The sequence below is a fragment of the Cryomorphaceae bacterium 1068 genome, assembly GCA_027214385.1.
In the GTDB taxonomy this organism is placed as follows: Bacteria; Bacteroidota; Bacteroidia; order Flavobacteriales_D; family Cryomorphaceae; genus JAKVAV01.
Genome location: JAPVXR010000001.1, coordinates 372,597 through 389,334 on the forward strand (window position 1 = coordinate 372,597; position 16,738 = coordinate 389,334).

At 42.5% G+C, this 16,738-nt stretch carries 16 protein-coding genes; 9 read left to right on the forward strand and 7 right to left on the reverse strand.

The features are described from left to right. Window positions 1-22: 22 nt before the first annotated feature. The 3 genes from O3Q51_01640 to O3Q51_01650 all read right to left on the reverse strand — a co-directional run bounded on the left by O3Q51_01640 (window position 23) and on the right by O3Q51_01650 (window position 2,351). Entirely contained in the window at window positions 23-1,267 is a 1,245-nt protein-coding gene (locus O3Q51_01640; protein MCZ4407494.1) for a TonB family protein, read from the reverse strand. Beyond that, window positions 1,264-1,635 carry a BlaI/MecI/CopY family transcriptional regulator gene (locus O3Q51_01645; protein MCZ4407495.1) on the reverse strand — a complete coding sequence of 124 codons (372 nt, stop codon included), beginning with the start codon at window positions 1,633-1,635 and terminating at the stop codon, window positions 1,264-1,266. Before O3Q51_01645 ends, O3Q51_01640 begins: the two co-directional genes overlap by 4 nt. A 65-nt stretch (window positions 1,636-1,700) precedes the next feature. Beyond that, a complete protein-coding gene (locus O3Q51_01650; protein MCZ4407496.1) occupies window positions 1,701-2,351 on the reverse strand; it encodes a dienelactone hydrolase family protein in 651 nt (216 codons plus the stop codon). A 17-nt stretch (window positions 2,352-2,368) separates the two neighbouring features. Here O3Q51_01650 and O3Q51_01655 point away from each other — a divergent pair, with 17 nt between their 5' ends. Beyond that, entirely contained in the window at window positions 2,369-2,965 is a 597-nt protein-coding gene (locus O3Q51_01655) for a hypothetical protein (protein ID MCZ4407497.1), read from the forward strand. Window position 2,966: 1 nt separating this feature from the next. Here the strand turns inward: O3Q51_01655 and O3Q51_01660 are convergent, their stop codons facing one another. Both O3Q51_01660 and O3Q51_01665 read right to left on the reverse strand, forming a co-directional pair. Then, window positions 2,967-4,436 (reverse strand): transporter substrate-binding domain-containing protein, encoded by a 1,470-nt coding sequence (locus tag O3Q51_01660; GenBank protein MCZ4407498.1) that lies wholly within the window; start codon window positions 4,434-4,436, stop codon window positions 2,967-2,969. Window positions 4,437-4,501: 65 nt separating this feature from the next. Next, complete coding sequence (locus O3Q51_01665; protein ID MCZ4407499.1) at window positions 4,502-5,092, reverse strand: acyl carrier protein phosphodiesterase; 591 nt, start codon at window positions 5,090-5,092, stop codon at window positions 4,502-4,504. A gap of 69 nt (window positions 5,093-5,161) precedes the next feature. On the opposite strand from O3Q51_01665, the gene O3Q51_01670 reads away from it, so the two are divergent. From O3Q51_01670 to O3Q51_01695, 6 genes are all read left to right on the forward strand, one after another. After that, entirely contained in the window at window positions 5,162-6,241 is a 1,080-nt protein-coding gene (locus tag O3Q51_01670; GenBank protein MCZ4407500.1) for a histidine kinase, read from the forward strand. Next, the gene (locus tag O3Q51_01675) at window positions 6,213-6,950 is read left to right on the forward strand and encodes a LytTR family DNA-binding domain-containing protein (protein MCZ4407501.1); all 738 of its coding nucleotides are present in this window, start codon (window positions 6,213-6,215) and stop codon (window positions 6,948-6,950) included. The genes O3Q51_01670 and O3Q51_01675 overlap by 29 nt, the downstream gene beginning before the upstream one ends. 168 nt (window positions 6,951-7,118) lie before the next feature. Continuing rightward, window positions 7,119-7,538: a DUF1987 domain-containing protein gene (locus O3Q51_01680; GenBank protein MCZ4407502.1), complete on the forward strand. Its 420-nt coding sequence runs from the start codon at window positions 7,119-7,121 to the stop codon at window positions 7,536-7,538. A gap of 51 nt (window positions 7,539-7,589) precedes the next feature. Next, window positions 7,590-7,850 carry a hypothetical protein gene (locus O3Q51_01685; GenBank protein ID MCZ4407503.1) on the forward strand — a complete coding sequence of 87 codons (261 nt, stop codon included), beginning with the start codon at window positions 7,590-7,592 and terminating at the stop codon, window positions 7,848-7,850. A gap of 2 nt (window positions 7,851-7,852) precedes the next feature. Then, entirely contained in the window at window positions 7,853-8,482 is a 630-nt protein-coding gene (locus O3Q51_01690) for an OmpH family outer membrane protein (GenBank protein ID MCZ4407504.1), read from the forward strand. Next, window positions 8,482-9,021 carry a DUF4924 family protein gene (locus O3Q51_01695; GenBank protein ID MCZ4407505.1) on the forward strand — a complete coding sequence of 180 codons (540 nt, stop codon included), beginning with the start codon at window positions 8,482-8,484 and terminating at the stop codon, window positions 9,019-9,021. Before O3Q51_01690 ends, O3Q51_01695 begins: the two co-directional genes overlap by 1 nt. Here O3Q51_01695 and O3Q51_01700 read toward each other — a convergent pair. After that, window positions 9,018-10,112, reverse strand: coding sequence for a M42 family metallopeptidase (locus O3Q51_01700; protein MCZ4407506.1), 1,095 nt, complete (start codon window positions 10,110-10,112; stop codon window positions 9,018-9,020). The two genes, O3Q51_01695 and O3Q51_01700, sit on opposite strands and share 4 nt — an antisense overlap. A 113-nt stretch (window positions 10,113-10,225) precedes the next feature. Between O3Q51_01700 and O3Q51_01705 the strand changes: the two genes are divergently transcribed. Both O3Q51_01705 and O3Q51_01710 read left to right on the forward strand, forming a co-directional pair. Continuing rightward, the gene (locus O3Q51_01705; protein MCZ4407507.1) at window positions 10,226-11,320 is read left to right on the forward strand and encodes a tetratricopeptide repeat protein; all 1,095 of its coding nucleotides are present in this window, start codon (window positions 10,226-10,228) and stop codon (window positions 11,318-11,320) included. Beyond that, entirely contained in the window at window positions 11,317-13,377 is a 2,061-nt protein-coding gene (locus O3Q51_01710) for an OmpA family protein (GenBank protein MCZ4407508.1), read from the forward strand. Before O3Q51_01705 ends, O3Q51_01710 begins: the two co-directional genes overlap by 4 nt. Here the strand turns inward: O3Q51_01710 and O3Q51_01715 are convergent, their stop codons facing one another. Beyond that, window positions 13,378-16,695 carry a T9SS type A sorting domain-containing protein gene (locus tag O3Q51_01715; protein ID MCZ4407509.1) on the reverse strand — a complete coding sequence of 1,106 codons (3,318 nt, stop codon included), beginning with the start codon at window positions 16,693-16,695 and terminating at the stop codon, window positions 13,378-13,380. Between the last annotated feature and the right edge of the window lie 43 nt (window positions 16,696-16,738).

Here is a 16,738-nt window from a genome sequence, read left to right on the forward strand (position 1 = left end):
AAATGATCATAGGAATCTCAATCTATTCCAATTCGAATTTAATCGGCAATGTCATCTTGACTTTCACCTTTTTACCACTTTGTTCCCCGGGAGTCCAAGCGGGCATTTTGCCTACGGTTTCAAGAGCTGCATTGCGCAGTGCCACACTTTGCACGGAAGCTTTTTCTACCACCTCCGGGTTGGTCACATTTCCTGCTTCGTCAATGACGAAAGTGACGAAAACCTTTCCTGTTTCATCAGCAGCGCTGGCCGATTTCGGGTAAACTGTGTTTTCTGACATGAAAGCAATCAAGCCCTCCATGCCATCTTTAAATTCAGGCATTTTTTCGACCACATCGAAAACTTCGTCTGAATTGGTTTGAGCCGTTTGTGCTATAGCCGAGGGTTCAGAGCTACTCGTTGTGGCAGACTCTTCCTTGGTACAACTGTGCAATAGCAGAGCCACTGCTAACACGGGAATGGTTAAGAGATACTTCATTTTACCTGTTTGTTTAGTTTGATTTATCATTTGTATTCTGGATTTGAGAAGTGTTTTTTTAGAGAATTGATTGCCGAGCAAATTGACGGGAATTCCTCCCAAAGACTGACTTACCAGCACATGCGAGTAGGTAATGGTATTTGAAAATCTTTCACAGACCACTTCGTCTGCGCGAAACTCGTGGTTCTCCTCTAAGGCGAATTCCAGGTAGTAGACTGCCGGATTAAACCACCCGATAATTTTCACCAACTGGATCAAAAGTTTGTCCGCTGAGTGCTTCTCTTCAACATGAACCTTTTCGTGTTCAAGAATCCACTCTTTGTTTTCAGCGGGAATTTCCTTTCCTAAGGCGATGAGGTTAAAAAAGCTCCATGCTTCCTTTGAATCAGTTTCGACCAGCTTCAATGAGGAAATGGGACTCGTAGAATTCCAAGTAAAAAAGGAGAGGGTACCTAAGAGTCTTTTGATGAAAATCGCAGACCCTACCATAATCCCTAAAACGTAGATTGAAGCCAGAACTTCTTGAAAGGAAAAGTTGAATACCGTTGGTGAATCCGCCAAGGTGTTAGGCGAGATGGTAATGGCCTCCAACCTTAAGCTGGGTAAAAGACCCGACACTGGTTCCAGATAGCTGATACCTGGAATGGTCCAGGCTATTAGGATGGAGGATAGTAAAACCATCCGGTTAGTCAGGTGATTCTTTTCTTTTCGCAAGGCGAAGAAATAAAAGATGGCGAATAGTGATAAGTACAAATTCGCCTCCAGCGCGTACAACAGGGCGTTCATCATTTCTTGTTGGTTTTAGCGTCCTCGATCATTTTTAAAATTTCATCGAGATCGGATATGTCCATGTTCTTATCCTTTATGAAATAGGAGACCAAGTTTTTTGCTGAGCCGCCAAAGTAGCCTTCAACTACTTTTTCAGCGGTAAAGGCTCGGTACTCCTCCTTGCTGACAGTCGGGATATATTTATGTGATTTCCCAAAAGCCTTGTGGATGAGAAAGTCTTTGTTTTCTAGAATTCTGACAATGGTCGATACAGTATTATACGCTGGTTTTGGCTCGGGATAGCGTTCTATGATTTCTCGAACGAAGCCACCCTTCAACTCCCATAAGTATTGCATTACCTGCTCTTCAGCCTTCGTTAATGTTTTCATGAATCAAATGTAACTAAAAAGATAGTTAAACAACTAATTATTTAGTTAATATATGAAAAAGATTCTTACTTGAACTCTATAAGTACTGCGTTCAGAGCTTCTTTAGGTATTCGGTGATCACCGTTGTATTCGTACCAGTGGGCCTCTGCTTTCAATTCGGCGAGATGATCTTTGGTTCTTTGGATGTGTTCCTCGTTTAGAAAAGGGTCCTTATTTCCAATAACACAGTGCACCTTAAGGTTTTGTAAAGCAGTGGTTGCCTTCTGTGGTTTTAGGTCATGTGGAAAAGAGCCTGCCCACAGGATAGCTCGATTGAAGCGAGAAGATTTCCCCAAAGCTAACCATCGCATAGCTGTAGCCACTCCTTGGGAGAAGCCAAGTAGGATTATTTCTGAATTTGAAGAAATCTGCTGAGCGTCGTAGAGCTGATCTAGGTACTTCACGTAGTCGTCAATATCGTCTAGCCTTTCTTCTTTGGTCATCCACGAAGCTCCTACCCGTCCTGAAAATCCTTCTAAATAAAATCGATGAATTCCTTCAGGAGCAATCACAAAATTTTCGGAGGGATTCAGATGTCTGAAGCTTCGAATGAAATATTCGGCCAATTGACCATATCCGTGCAAGACGAACCAAACCCGCTTTGCCTTGGTTATATCGGAGCCATGGGTGAAATATCGAGCCGTTTTTTCAATTTTGATTTCTCTTTTTTCGCTCATAGGCCAAATGTAACGCAATGGCAAAAGAATTTGTAGACCGTATACTCAATAAACTCTTTGGAGATAAATCGGATTCGTCCCGGGAGGAAATGCCTCCTGTTAAAGAGAAACTAAAAAGAAGCGATAAGTTTCTTTATGATTTTCAGGAATGGAAAGACTCGAGCCGAAGTGCCGCAGTTTTTACTCGATTATCAAGTTTGCATGAGGATGTTCTTAATGGTCAGGAGACCGATTTACTCCATATTCATAAGACTCCACAGGCCAATGGATTTTTCTTTGACGACCGAACCGGTATTGAAGTAGAAGAATTCAGTTTTATCCTCGATCATTTCAAAGACAGGGCTCTGGAAGAAGGTTATTCTATTTATTCCAGTGAGAAGCGATACCAAGAAAAATCCGATTCTGTCCAAGAAATGGAGCGTCACTACCTGAAGCCATCTTTGGATCCTTCTTTGGAATTACCGATTGATCAGCGTTACGGAAATATATTATTGGAGTATGTGGCCTACAACAAAAAGCCCGCCTATTTAAAGGTAATGGTAAGCTGTTATTCGGATAGGAATTATACCAATGCACTCGATTTTCGGCAATTGGCAGTGAAGCTTTTTAGTTGAGCTAACTCTGGTCGATTACTCGACTGTAGTGCCTGTACTGATTGATGATTTTCTTGACGTATGTAACAGGCTCTTCACCACGGCAATAACCGTGTTTCACCACGTCTGATGTGTAGTATTCCTTTTGACTTTTGAGCTTAATGCATTCGGCTACGTTGTTCTCCCAAATCATGGGGTCATAGCCTAGTTCGGCCGCCAAGTTTGTAGCATCAAGTACATGACCTAATCCTGCATTGTATGAGGCCAAAGTGAATTGGATTCTAATTTCAGGGTCAGCAATACGATCTTGCCAAAAGCTTTCCAACCTGCTTAAATGAAGAATTGCACCACGGATGTGTTCTCTCGGTCCCGATGAACTATCAACGCCATACATTTTGGCTGTAGCCGGCATAAATTGCATCAAACCAAATGCACCTGCCCATGAGCGTGCGTTCTCATTAAATTTGCTCTCTTGATACATTTGTGCTGCCAATAGTCTCCAATCCCAGTCGATTATGTCGGAGTACTCGCGGAGTAGCTCGTCATAATTGCTGATTCGATTTCCATTTAGCGAAGAGAATTCTCCATTGTATTCCTCCCATTTTTCTTTGGGAGCTTTGAAGTACTTTTTGTAGATGTATGCATGAACGGAGTTTAATCGATCATTCTCAAACCAGTCATTCACAGCTTCCAATAGATTGGCGTTTGTCTTGCGAACGGCCCATCCGATTTGACGCGGAAAGCTCAGCTGTACTGATACGTCTATATTGCTGTAATAGGTTGCGTTTAGGCTGGCTAGATTATCGTCAGCCACGGTGTAGTCGATTTCTCCATCGGCTACTTTTTGGATTAGCTTCTCAGGATCTATGTAGCCCGGAGCTTTAATGATTTCGAAAGAGATTCCTGATTCTTTCTGCAAGTTGATTAATCGCTCATAAGAAGGCGATCTGCGGTTGACGTAGATAGTTTTACCACTTAAATCCAAAGGTCTGAGTAGTAAATTTTTACTGATCTCACGATTGCTCATATTTTGGTGGTTATCCGGAAGCCTTTGTACCAAAACCAACTTAGTGAAATTATATGGTTCACTAAAAGCGGCTTTTTCCTGACGGTCGCTTGTAATGGCGAGGTTACAGGCTATTAGATCACCCTCTCCCTTGTTGAGCATATCAAACATGGTGTTCACGTCGGGGATCAGCTGAATCTCCAATTCCACGCCAATGCTTTTGGCAAATCGCTGAAGTAGCTCGTATTCGAAGCCCATGGCATGCCCTCTATAAATAAAGTATGAAGTAGAAGAATTGAGTGTCAGGGCTACAAGTTTCCCTCTGGCCTTTATTGCTTCAAGGTCAGGTCCCACTATAACTTCTTCGGGTAATTCGATAGAAGCTGTTTGGACTTTGGGTGGTGCGTCGTCTTTTTCGCAACCTTGAGGGGTTACGGCCAGAAGAGAAATCACCATCCATGCGATATGGTTGCGATGCTTTTGCATGCGTTCAGATGCGGCACTTAGATTGCCAAATCAAAGCATGGATACGAGAGGAAGATTGAGAAGTTTCAAGAATTCAATTCTTCCAGCTTCAATTGAGTGGCAGAAATTAGATCGGGAAAGAAGATTTTAAAGTCATTTGATATAGCCTCGCCATGTTTGGCCAAAGCAGGAAGTGATTCTTCCATATTGGAGGGAAAACTTGCTCTTCGCGATAAGCCTGTCAGTGCCCGATGAATTCCTTCCTGAGTAGCGTAGTTCCCGAGCCAATCCTGCATTTGCATGTACTGAAAGGTTCGTTCAGCTCGTTCATTAAAGACAGAGCGATAGCCGCCTAAAGTCAGGTAAATGAAATCAGTGTAATCGTTCAAATCCTGATCGTGGTAATCCGACCAGTTGATAGCCAGGAAATGGTCATAAAAAACATCTTGTACGACACCCGCATACTTTCCAAAATGAGCGTATAGCCTTTCTCTACTTTGTAATGTGATTTCATGACTATCCGTAAAACTGTCTATAAATCGGTGTAAAACGATACCTTTTTGAATGGGTACATCGTAATTTTTCAGTGCATTTCCTTTTACCGTATCGGCTATGAAGTTTCCCACCATGATGGGTTTGATTTCGAAAGAGAGAAATTGGTGGGCTAAGAAATTCATAGGGGGTAAAGGTAAGCTCAGCAATTGAGTGGAGAAAGAAATCAATTCTACTGCTATCTTCGTCACAATATGAGCGACGAAAAAGCACTCTATTGGCTCTCACAGGTGGCCGGCTGGTTTGGCTACATCCTGCTTATCCTATTCACCAATTTGGTGGTGGGTAATGTAGATGTAGGGATCGTAAAGGTTTTGATCGTCAACTTTATTCTTGGTGTGGGGCTTTCTCACCTTATGAGATTAGTGATTATCAAGAGTGGTTTGCTCAAAACAAAGATCTATAGACTACTGCCAAGATTGATCATCCTTTCGATTGTGACTGGTATTCTTGCAGCGTTTATATATGGCCTCATCTCCGATCTTTTTTTCGTCGATGTCGACCCGATTCTAGTGATGCCTTACGCCATTATCATCGAACTGATTATTCCATTTATCACCATCTTTCTTTTTTGGAATATCCTCTATTTTGCTGCCATCTATCTCAAAAATTACGAAAGAGAAGAAGTAAAGAATCTCCGTTTGACAGCGTCCATGAACGAGGTCGAGCTAAACAACCTCCGATCTCAAATGAATCCGCATTTCATTTTTAATGCATTGAATAGTATACGGGCGCTGGTAGATGAAAATCCGATTTTAGCCAAAAAGAGTATTACCCAAATGAGTCATATCCTGCGGAGCAGTCTCGCATCCGGAAAGAAGAAATTTGTGAATATCGGCGAAGAGATGAAAGTGGTGAAGGATTACTTGGAACTTGAGAAGATCAGGTATGAGGAACGCCTGAGTTTTTCAATTCAATTCGGCCCTGAACACATGAACTGCTCCATACCTCCTCTATTAATTCAAACATTGGTAGAGAATGCCATCAAGCACGGTATAGCCCATTTGCCTTCAGGGGGCAAAGTCTCGGTGATTTCTGAATTTGTGGAAGGTGAATTATTGAAGATTTCTGTGATTAATACGGGCCAACTTTCAAAATCAAATGTGATAAATGATTCCACGGGGGTCGGACTTGAAAATACCAAGCGAAGGTTAAAACTGCTCTACGGAGGAAAAGCAAATTTGAATATTTACAATCAGGGGAATGAAGTTGTTTGCGAAGTGCTCATTCCTTACAAACTAATCAATGCTAAAAATGAAGGTACTTCTTATTGACGACGAGCGTCTGGCGCGCAAAGAGCTTTCAAGTCTATTGGAAAAGCACGATAATATTGAAATTATCGGGGAGGCGCAAAATGCTGATGAGGCCAAAAAATTAATTGAGGAATTGAATCCGGATCTCATATTCCTCGATATTCAGATGCCTGGAAAGACAGGGTTTGAATTGCTGGAAGAGTTGGAAGCTACGCCGGAAGTTATCTTTGTCACAGCTTATGACGATTACGCTATTCGGGCATTCGAGGTAAACGCTCTTGATTATCTGCTGAAGCCTGTAGATGAGTTAAGACTAGACCATGCCTTACTAAAGGTTCAAGAGAGAGTTGACAAAACGAAAGAGGATGACACCGAGTCTGAAAATGATTCTCCATTAACTATGGAAGATCAAATTTTTCTCAAAGACGGCGATAAGTGTTGGTTTGTTACCCTCAAGGATATCAAGATGTTTGAGTCAGAAGGAAATTACGTTCGTGTATACTTCGGAAACAGCAAGCCCCTCATATTGAAAAGCCTTAACAACCTGGAGAAGCGCTTAATTGAAAAGGACTTTTTCCGCATTAACCGTAAGTTCATAGTCAATTTAAAAGAGGTTATTCACATTGAACCTTGGTTTAACGGAGGACTTCAAATTAAACTGAAAACCGGCGAACAGTTGGAAGTTTCGCGCAGGCAGTCTGCTAAATTTAAGGATCTGTTGAGTCTTTGAAATAAGAATTCAACGACGTTTTGTGGATAACCAAAATTTCTAATCCTTCATTGATCAATATTAGTCTGCCATAATCCGGCATTGGTAGAAATTCTCTTGATAATTCGATTAAAAACTCGAACCTTAGGGCAGCTAAAGGAGTAAGAGCTAATTGTAATCAAAAGATTTATGGAAGCATTTATCAGAAGACCAACCAAATCCACCCCCTATGTTCATCTCGATACGAGAGAAGGTACATACTTGTTGGCAGGTAGATCCATTCCTATTGATGCTGAGCAGTTTTTCGGCCCTATATTAGACTGGGTTGATGGTCTTTCTGCAAGTGAAGTTTCAGTTGTTGATTTCCGTTTTCGCTTCGATTTTTTCAATATCGCTTCTTCAAAAAGAATCTTATTCATACTCTACAAATTAGCCGACCTCCAAGAGAAAGGTGTCAAGGTGAATATTCACTGGATGTACGAGCGATTCGATGAAGATATGCTTGAAATCGGCCAAGACTATAACGTTATGATCGATAGTCTTATTTTCACCTTTGAGGAATATGATTTGGTTGAGCGTCAAGAGCAGGCTTTCGCCAAACTTGGATAAAACATTCCCAATCACCCTACTTTATTATCTTTGCGCTCCTGAATCTAGGATATGCGCGTCGTTAAGGAAATTCCACACTTTCGTTTTAAGATCACCGTCTTTTCTTGGAATAATAAGTACATCATCAAAATTGAGGATGCCCACCTGGAGCAATCCTTTAAGATTGATTCGACCGAAGTAGCAGGCTTAGACGAGCTGGAAGCTATGCTCACTGAAGACTTTCTCCTTTCTGTTTTAAAACGTTTTTCGGAAATGGGAAAAGATTTTGCCGACTCTTACCGCAACCGATACGCTAACCTCAATAAATCCTGAACATGAAAAACATCTTATTTACATCAGCCTTGGCTGCTGTCCTTTTAATGGTCTCTTGCAACGATTCTCAAGTAAAAGATTTGCCAAATGAATCTGCTCAAAGCGCTGTTGACAGTGCGAAAATTGAGGTTGAAGTATCGGGTTTGAAAGTAGCTTTTATTTATGGAGACACAGTCAATACCAAGTACAGGTTTTTGATGGATGCGCAAGATGAGCTGGAAAAAGAGCAACGAGTGATTGAAGAACGAATCAACCGAAAGTTGCAAAAAGCTGAGCAACGCGCTATGGAATTGCAAAAGCAGGCGCCTACCATGACCCAGATGCAAGTTCAGGAAGCCCAGCTGGAATTGCAGAATTTAGATATCGAAATACAGCAGTTTCAAGAACGCCTCGCTACTGATTTTAGAAAAAGAGAAGTAGAGTTGCAGGTAGAGTATACAGGAAGAGTCAACAAGATGCTGGAAGAGTACAATTCCGATGGAACTTACGATATGATCTTAAATTTCCAACCGGGAGGAAATCTACTTTGGATTAAAGATTCATACGACATAACCGATGAGGTATTACAGAAGCTAAACGATCAGTATGATGCTGATCTTACCCAACAATCAGAAGAGAATACGACAGAGTAATGTATAGCATTGCAAAGCATAAACAAAAGGAGAACATCTCAGAGTATCTCCTTTTTTTGTGGCAAATGGAAGACCTTTTGCGAGGCATTGATTTTGATTTATCCAGACTGGATGCTGAAATCCTGCCATCTATTGTAGATGAAGCCGAGCGATTGAAAACGAGAAGTTGGTTGGCAGAAATGGCCAGAGATATGGAGAGAAGCTCTCTTCAAGTGAGTGGTCATCACCTCGAGACTTATGAAGTTTTGAATGAATTGGCGATGCTTCAACAAACACTGCTCACCATAACCAAAAGTGCACCCTTTATAAAAGCATATGAAGAGGCTCAACCTGTCTTAGAAGAGTTTAGAAAGAAAGGTGAGAAAGTTCCAAAGAGCGACATAGAAACAGCCCTTACTGCGCTTTATGGAGTCCTCACTTTGCGGATTGCAAAAAAAGAGGTCTCCGAAGAGACCTCTAAAGCAATGGCGCCTATATCGGCGTATTTGAGGGAGCTTACAAGAGCTTACCACTTAATGAAATCCGGCAAACCCTTTTAGTCGAAATAGCTAAAGCTTTCTCCTTTCTTTACTGTGAGCAGTGTTTCGTAAATCAGTTTGATCACATTCTCCACGTCATCTTTGTGTATGGTTTCTACTGTAGTGTGCATGTATCGCAGTGGCAAGGATATCAAGGCGCTGGCAACTCCTTTTCCTGAATATGCAAAAGCGTCGGTGTCTGTTCCCGTGCTGCGGCTCACTGCTGCCCGCTGAAACGGAATCTTCTTTGCCTCAGCGGTGGCAATAATCTTTTTCAAAAGATTGTTTTGCACCGCAGGTCCGTATGTCAATACGGGTCCTTTCCCCGCATGGAAATCACCCTGCTCGATTTTATCTATCATCGGGGTTTGAGTGTCATGGCAAACGTCGGTGATGATAGCCATATTTGGCTCAAGCGTTCTGCTTATCATCTCGGCTCCACGGAGACCTATTTCCTCTTGAACGGAATTCACAATGTACAGGGTAAAGGGTAGCTTCTTTTTGTTTTCATGAAGTAGCCTTGCCACTTCGGCAATCATAAAACCACCCGCACGGTTGTCAAAGGCGCGACCTACGTAATACTTCTCGTTGAGAGTCATAAACTCATCTTCGAAAGTTACCACGCAGCCCACATGAACTCCTAGCTTTTCGACTTCATCTTTTGATGAACATCCGCAATCCAAGAAGATGTTTTTCATGCTCGGTGCTTCGTCCTTGCCGCTTGCCACATTTCTTGTGTGAATAGCAGGCCAACCGAAGACCGCTCTTACAGGACCTTTGTCCGTATGTATGACTACTCTCTTACTTGGAGCAATCATATGGTCTGAACCACCATTTCGACGCAAGTAGATAAATCCCTTATCGGTGATGTAGTGTACAAACCAGCTAATCTCATCTGCATGGGCTTCAATAGCCACCTTGTAGTCTTGTCCCGGATTGATCACCGCAGCTACCGAACCGTAGATATCCGTTTGGTAATCGTCTATGTAGGGTTTTAAGTAATCGAGCCACATCTTCTGTCCTTGGGTTTCAAAACCTGTAGGAGAGGCATTGTTGATGTACTTTTCTAAAAAGGCAATAGATTTCTTATTGAGAATGGATTTTTGGGCCATAAATATTGTTTTGAGCAAAAATAGCCTTTTCAACCAATGGCGATGAATAACTGTGGCAACCTTTAAGACTAATTTATACGTAGAACATGTAAATTCATACAAATCTTATCCACTTGAAAAGAACCTTACTCTTCACCTTTCTTATTTTCAGTATCTGCAGTTTTGCTCAGGATGATTCTCTTCTGGTAAAAGTAGCTGCTGATACGTTGGGAAAAGACATGCAAGAAGGTGGCATCTCCGTTGAAGCCCTTGGTCTTTACAACCTCGCTCTCCAAAAAGCCGAAGTACAAGAGACAGATTCTGCCATTATCTATTTTACAGAAGCCATCCAGCTCGAGCCCGAATTTGCCAAAGCATACTACAATCGTAGCTCTGCATTTTTGGTATTAAATAATTTGAGTGGTGCGCTACTTGACATAGATCAGTACTTGGCTCTAACGGATACTGCCTCTAATGGATACTTCACACGAGCAGCTATTCTGGATGAACTGGGACGACAGGAAGATGCCTTGAGCGCATATCAAACTGCTGCGCAAAAAGAAGATCAAGCCGACTTGGCATACTTAGCCATCGGAAATATTCAATTGAGAAATGAGGCTTATCAAGAGGCTGTCGACAACTATACCGCATATTTGCGGTATCACCCTTCTGACGGCATGGTGCTGCACGATCGGGGTTCGGCATATCAGCTTCTCCTTGACTTTAAATCAGCAGAGCGAGACTATCGACAAGCGGCATTAGTGAGCCCCGATTTGGCAACGGCTTTCGCCAATTTGGGAACCGTTTTGAGAAAATTAGAGCGCTACGATGAGGCAATTGATGCCTATACCGATGCACTCAAAATTGAACCGGAAGATGCAATGATTCTAAACAACAGGGGATATGCTTATTTCCTTGGGGAAGATTATGAGAAGGCTGTGGAAGATTTCAAAAACACAACGGCTCTATCACCGGAGTATGCTTATGCACACAATAATTTGGCTTCAGCCTACATCAGGCTGGAAAAGTACCAAGAAGCTGTTGACGCTGCCGGTCAGGCCATATCGCTCGATCCTGAGTATGGATTTGCCTATTTAAATCGCGGGATAGCAAGAGAGATGGTTCGCGACATTCGCGGTGCCTGTAGCGACTGGGAAATGGCAGCAACCCTTCACGTAAAAAATGCCGCTGATTACCAAGCTTCAGTTTGTAAATACGTTGAGCCATGAGAACATTATTGATCATTCTCCTTTTGGGATTTGCTTCTATTGCTCATGCTCAGAATGTCCCGTTCGAAAAAGAAAACTTTCCCAATGATAAGGATGGTTTTAAACTGGCAATTAAGAATATAAAAGAAGGAGATCGGATCTTTGAAGAAGACCGAAGAGCGTATTTCAATTTGGCTATTCCTTTTTACACCGCAGCTCATGAATTTAATCCTGACAACGCTGAGTTGAACTACAAATTGGGGGTGTGTTACTTGTTTTCTTCTCAGAAGAGAAAGAGTCTTCCTTTTTTGACGAAGGCTTATGAATCAGATGTCAATCTCGATCCATACAACATCCACTATTTACTCGGTTGGGCCCATCAACTCAACTCAAACTGGGATGTAGCCATCGCTGAGTTTGAAAAGCAATTAAAGGTGCTGACTGAATCTGACGGTGAACAAATTGAATTCCAAAAAGTGCAAAAACGCTTGACTGAGTCTAAGCACGGAAAAGAATTCGAAAAATCACCTGTTCGGGTTTGGGTTGACAATCTCGGATCGGCAATAAATTCTGCTGCTCCTGAGTATGCTCCGCTTATTTCTACTGATGAGACATTACTGATCATAACCGCTAGAAGAGAATCAAATGAAGGAGGACTTAAAGACGAATCGGATAATTTACCCTTTGAGGATGTTTATTATAGCAGAAGTTCAGGCGGTGAATGGTCTCCCTTGAAAAACATTGGAAAGGATGTAAATACCTCTGGCCATGATGCTGGTTCGGGTCTTTCGCCTGATGGAAAAACGCTTTTCGTATTCCGAGGTGACGTAAAGGGGGGAGGCGACATCTATCAATCCGTTTATCAAAACAACGAGTGGAGTAGACCTAAAGCACTTTACAAAACAATCAATACGGATGCACACGAGTCTGCTGCAGCACTCTCTTTTGATGGACAATCGCTGTTTTTTATTAGCGAGAAAGAAGGTGGCTTCGGAGGTAAAGATATCTATGAAGCGCAGTGGGATGTGGAAAAAGAAAGATGGGGGGAAGCCAAAAACTTGGGCCCTGTTGTCAATTCGCCCTATGACGAAGATGGGGTATACATGCATCCCGACGGAAAAACCCTTTACTTCAGCTCAGAAGGTCATAACTCAATTGGGGGAAATGATATCTTCTATTCCGAATATGACGATGGAAGGTGGAAAACACCGGTCAATCTGGGTATTCCTATAAATACACCGGACGATGATGTCTTCTTCAGTGTAGCCGCTGATGGCCGAACGGCTTACTATTCCTCAGATCGAGAAGAAGGTTATGGCGAAAAAGATATTTACAGATTGACATTTTTAGGGCCTGAAAAGCAACCAGTCCTCAATGTTGAAGATCGACTGATTGCCGGGTCGAATGAGCGAAAAATCGAGATTCCACTACAACCCGCAGTAGAGATCCGAACCAGTAAAATGGTTCTCCTTATGGGATTGGTTTTAGATGACGAAACAGAGGCACCTGTTGCCGCGACCATAGATTTGATCGATAATTCTACAGCTGAGGTTCTTGCTTCTTTTCAAGTTGAACCCTCTTCGGGTAAATACTTGGTTTCGTTACCCGCAGGTAAAAATTACGGTTTGAATGTAAATGCTGATGGCTACCTTTTCAATTCGTTAAACTTCAATATTCCCGACTCAGCAGGCTATCGTGAGTTTTACAAAGTCATCAAAATGAAGCGCATTAAGATAGGGGAGACCATTGTACTTCGAAATATTTTTTACGATTACAATAAAGCCACCATCCGCGATGAATCAACTGCTGAACTTGATCGATTAGAGAAGGTACTGGTTGAAAATCCAACCATAAAAGTTGAAATATCAGGCCACACCGATAATGTGGGAGGCGATGATTATAATCTCAATCTTTCGGAGCAGCGCGCTCAATCAGTTGTTTCACACTTGCAAAGCAATGGTATAGATCCATCGCGTATGATCGCAAAAGGATATGGTGAATCTCAACCACTCGCTACCAATGATACTCCTGAAGGTCGACAAGAAAATCGCCGAACTGAGTTTAAAATTATCGATTGATTACTGTTTGGCTAAGATGATTTTATGGTGAGAAATTCCAGACTCGCCAACCACTTCAAGAATATAAGATCCGGGAGCCATCGAACCCAATGAAAGGTTTACGTTTTGTGTTCCCTGACTCATTTCATGAGGACCTTCTTGGAACAAGAGTTTTCCGTCGGTTGACATCAAATGGAGTGAAACAGTTTCGGGATTGGTGAGCGTCAGTGCGATATTGACCTTATCAGTAGTGGGGTTTGGAAACAATTTCACTTCGCCGCTAAATGTTGATTGCTCAAAAGAGCTGAGTACATTGTTTTCAGAGAGGTTTATGTCATCGAGGTAAATATTGTTTCCTCCGTTATTGTAGAAAACAAATCGAAACCTGAAGTTTTCCGTTCGTTCCTCGGGTTGAATATTGGTCACTACCAAATAGTTCCATTCATCTTCGTTTTGGGGAATGAAATAAGTATCCGTTGGTTCGACTGAAGGTAAGGCGCTCGAGGCAGGGAATACCTTTTTGAAGGTCCAGTCATCGGTGCAGTCAGTATTTACAAATACTCGGAGAGCCTCGTAACCTGAATCCGTTTTTCTGGCAAAGGCTGCTCGCATGGAAATGAAAGCTGTGTCCAGTTGAGATAAGTCAATGACTTGGCTGGTAAGTTCTATTTGGCCATTCCCGATCAGGTTATAGTTTTCTATGAAAACAGATTTATCACTCAAGAAACCTACTTCAGGATTAAAATCCCAAGTGATGTTCTGCTCAGGTTCTGATACAATCCAATCTTCCAAGTCTTCGGTTTGCTCTTCAAAATCTTCTGTATAGGGAGCACTTTCATTATTCAATACTTGAATGTAGTTCGTTATCGTCAAGCTGTCTGTTACATCTCCATTTATCGCCTTAATCTTTACCGGATAAAAACCCGATTCTGAATAAGTAACTAGAGGGCTTGATTCAGTGCTTGATTCGGGTTGACCGCCTTCAAATGTCCATTCTACTCCAGAGGTGGCATTGAGCGATAGGTTATTAAATATTACTTCGCCGACTGGACAAATGGCGGTATTATTTGCAGAGAAATTAGGAATCGGTGCTAAGTCGTCCGAATTGAAGAATCCGTTTTTCCATACTCCTCGGCCGTAGGTTGCTAGGAAGATCTGTTGGGTTGAATAGTGAAATACGATTTGATTGACGATAACATTTGGCAGATCCTCATTGTATGGACTCCAATTTTCGAGATCACCGTCAATGTAGAATACTCCTGCATCGGTGCCGGCGTAGATCGCGTCATTGCTGCCTTGAAGGTAGTGTAAGCAGTTCACGGGAATATTGGGCAAGTTGCCGGTTATATTCTCCCAATTATCTCCTCCGTTGTCAGAGTAATATACTTTTTGACCTTCTTCGTATGCCGAAAGCCCTACCCAAATCCTATCGCTGTCTTGGGGATCTACTTCTATCGAAGTGATGAACAAATTGGGGAGTCCATTTCCTATTTCATCCCACGTTTCGCCACCGTCTTCTGTTCGGTAAAGCAATTGAAAAGTGGAAGCCATAATCACATCGGGATTCGACGGGGCTACGCGTAGGGCTCTTAAAGTAGTCCCTGCGTTAAAATTGCTAATAGAGGTCCAAAAGCCCTCTTCATTTTTCCAAACATTTTCATACCCGGCAAAAAGAATATCAGGATTGGTCGGATGAATTTCAAAAGGAGTAACCCATGCCCCTGATTCATTTATGCCATCTGTGTAGTCTTGAAAAGAGAGACCTCCGTTGGTAGATCGTTGATACGCCCCTCCGGGGTAAGAGGCATACATGATGTCATCATTCGTATAGTCAATGGCCGCTCCGTTTCCATCTCCACCGAGTATGTGTTCGTATGCGTTGTCGCTACTGAAAAGATTTGTACCATTGTCTTGTGCACCAGCTAGAATTTTATCAGGATCACTCACTGAAACGGCAATCCTGTAGTACTGACTGATTTGAAGACCTTCGCTAATATCTTCCCACGCATTTCCATTATCTTCTGAGCGAAAAACACCTCCGTCGCTCCCACAATAGAGAGCGTTTCCAAAAAAGTCAAGCGAATGAATGTCTGCATGAGTGTATGCAATATTAGGTGGGTAGTACCAATGTGATTTGATACTCCAACTGTTTCCCCCATTCGTGGTTTCCCAAACGTTTATTCCTCCTACAAATACTCGGTCTTCATCAGTAGGCGAAGCGGCAATGGCCAAATCATACCAGCTTTGACCACCCGGTGAATCTCCGCTTTGTGAGTACCCTAAAAGATTCGGTGAGTTGCTCATTAATTCAAAGGACTCTCCTTCATCGGTACTTCTATAAAAACCTTGAAATCCTGAGTCGCCGGCGTCTCCTGCCAGAATGTAGACCAATTGATCATTTGCAGCAGTAACGGCCATTTCCAAACGATTTACCTCTGAGGAAAAAGGTAAACCTGAAGTGATTTGATCAAAGCTTTCACCTCCGTTTTCAGACTTGTAGAATCTGGTTCCGGTAGTATATACGATATCTGAATTTCCCGGGTGAATGGCTACATCCCTCAAGAATATACTCAGTGGTTGATCCCAAGTTTCACCACCGTCCTCGGTAACGTATAGTCCCTGTGAAGACGTGACGTAAATCTTCTCAGGATTCTGAGGGTCCATCAGTAAGTCTGTGCAACGAATTTGATCTTCGATGTCAAAACCCAAATTAGTGGGCGTCCAAGAGTTTCCGCCATCTGTAGATTTAATGACACCAAAGCTGTAGGTGTCATTTGCGTCTCCATCTCCTGTCGCCAAATAAATGACATCTGTATTTTCGGGATTTACAGCTATGGCGCTTGCCCCTATCGCAACCAATGTATCAGTAAGTGAGGTCCATGAGTCTCCGTTGTCAGTTGATTTCCATAGTCCACCTGCCGGTGTGGCCACATATATATGTTCTGAGTTGGTAGGATCAACATATGTTGCATTCACTCGGCCAAGCCCGGGGTTCCATCCGAATCCTGTCCATGAGGTGGGTCCAACAGGTGTCCACGGATTATCCGATTTCATTTCTGAGCCACCCATCTTGTTCATCACCTTCAATGCCTCCATAAATTTCACTCCCGACACTCTTTCTCCGGAAGGATAGACGCGTGGTTCCATAAAGTATTCCCAGCGTTTGAATTGCTTGTAGCCGCGACCTCGTATGTACCCTTGATCTCCCCATTCTTCTTCAAAGGCCTCTTGAACCTCGTAGAAATTCACATTATCGTCTGTCATCAGATCAACCCAAGTCTGGGCTTCTGAGTAAAGAGCTGCACATACAAAAACGAATAAAAACAGTAGTTTTCTCATAGAACTTTGGAACTTTGCCGAAAAATAGAACTTATTGTGGTTG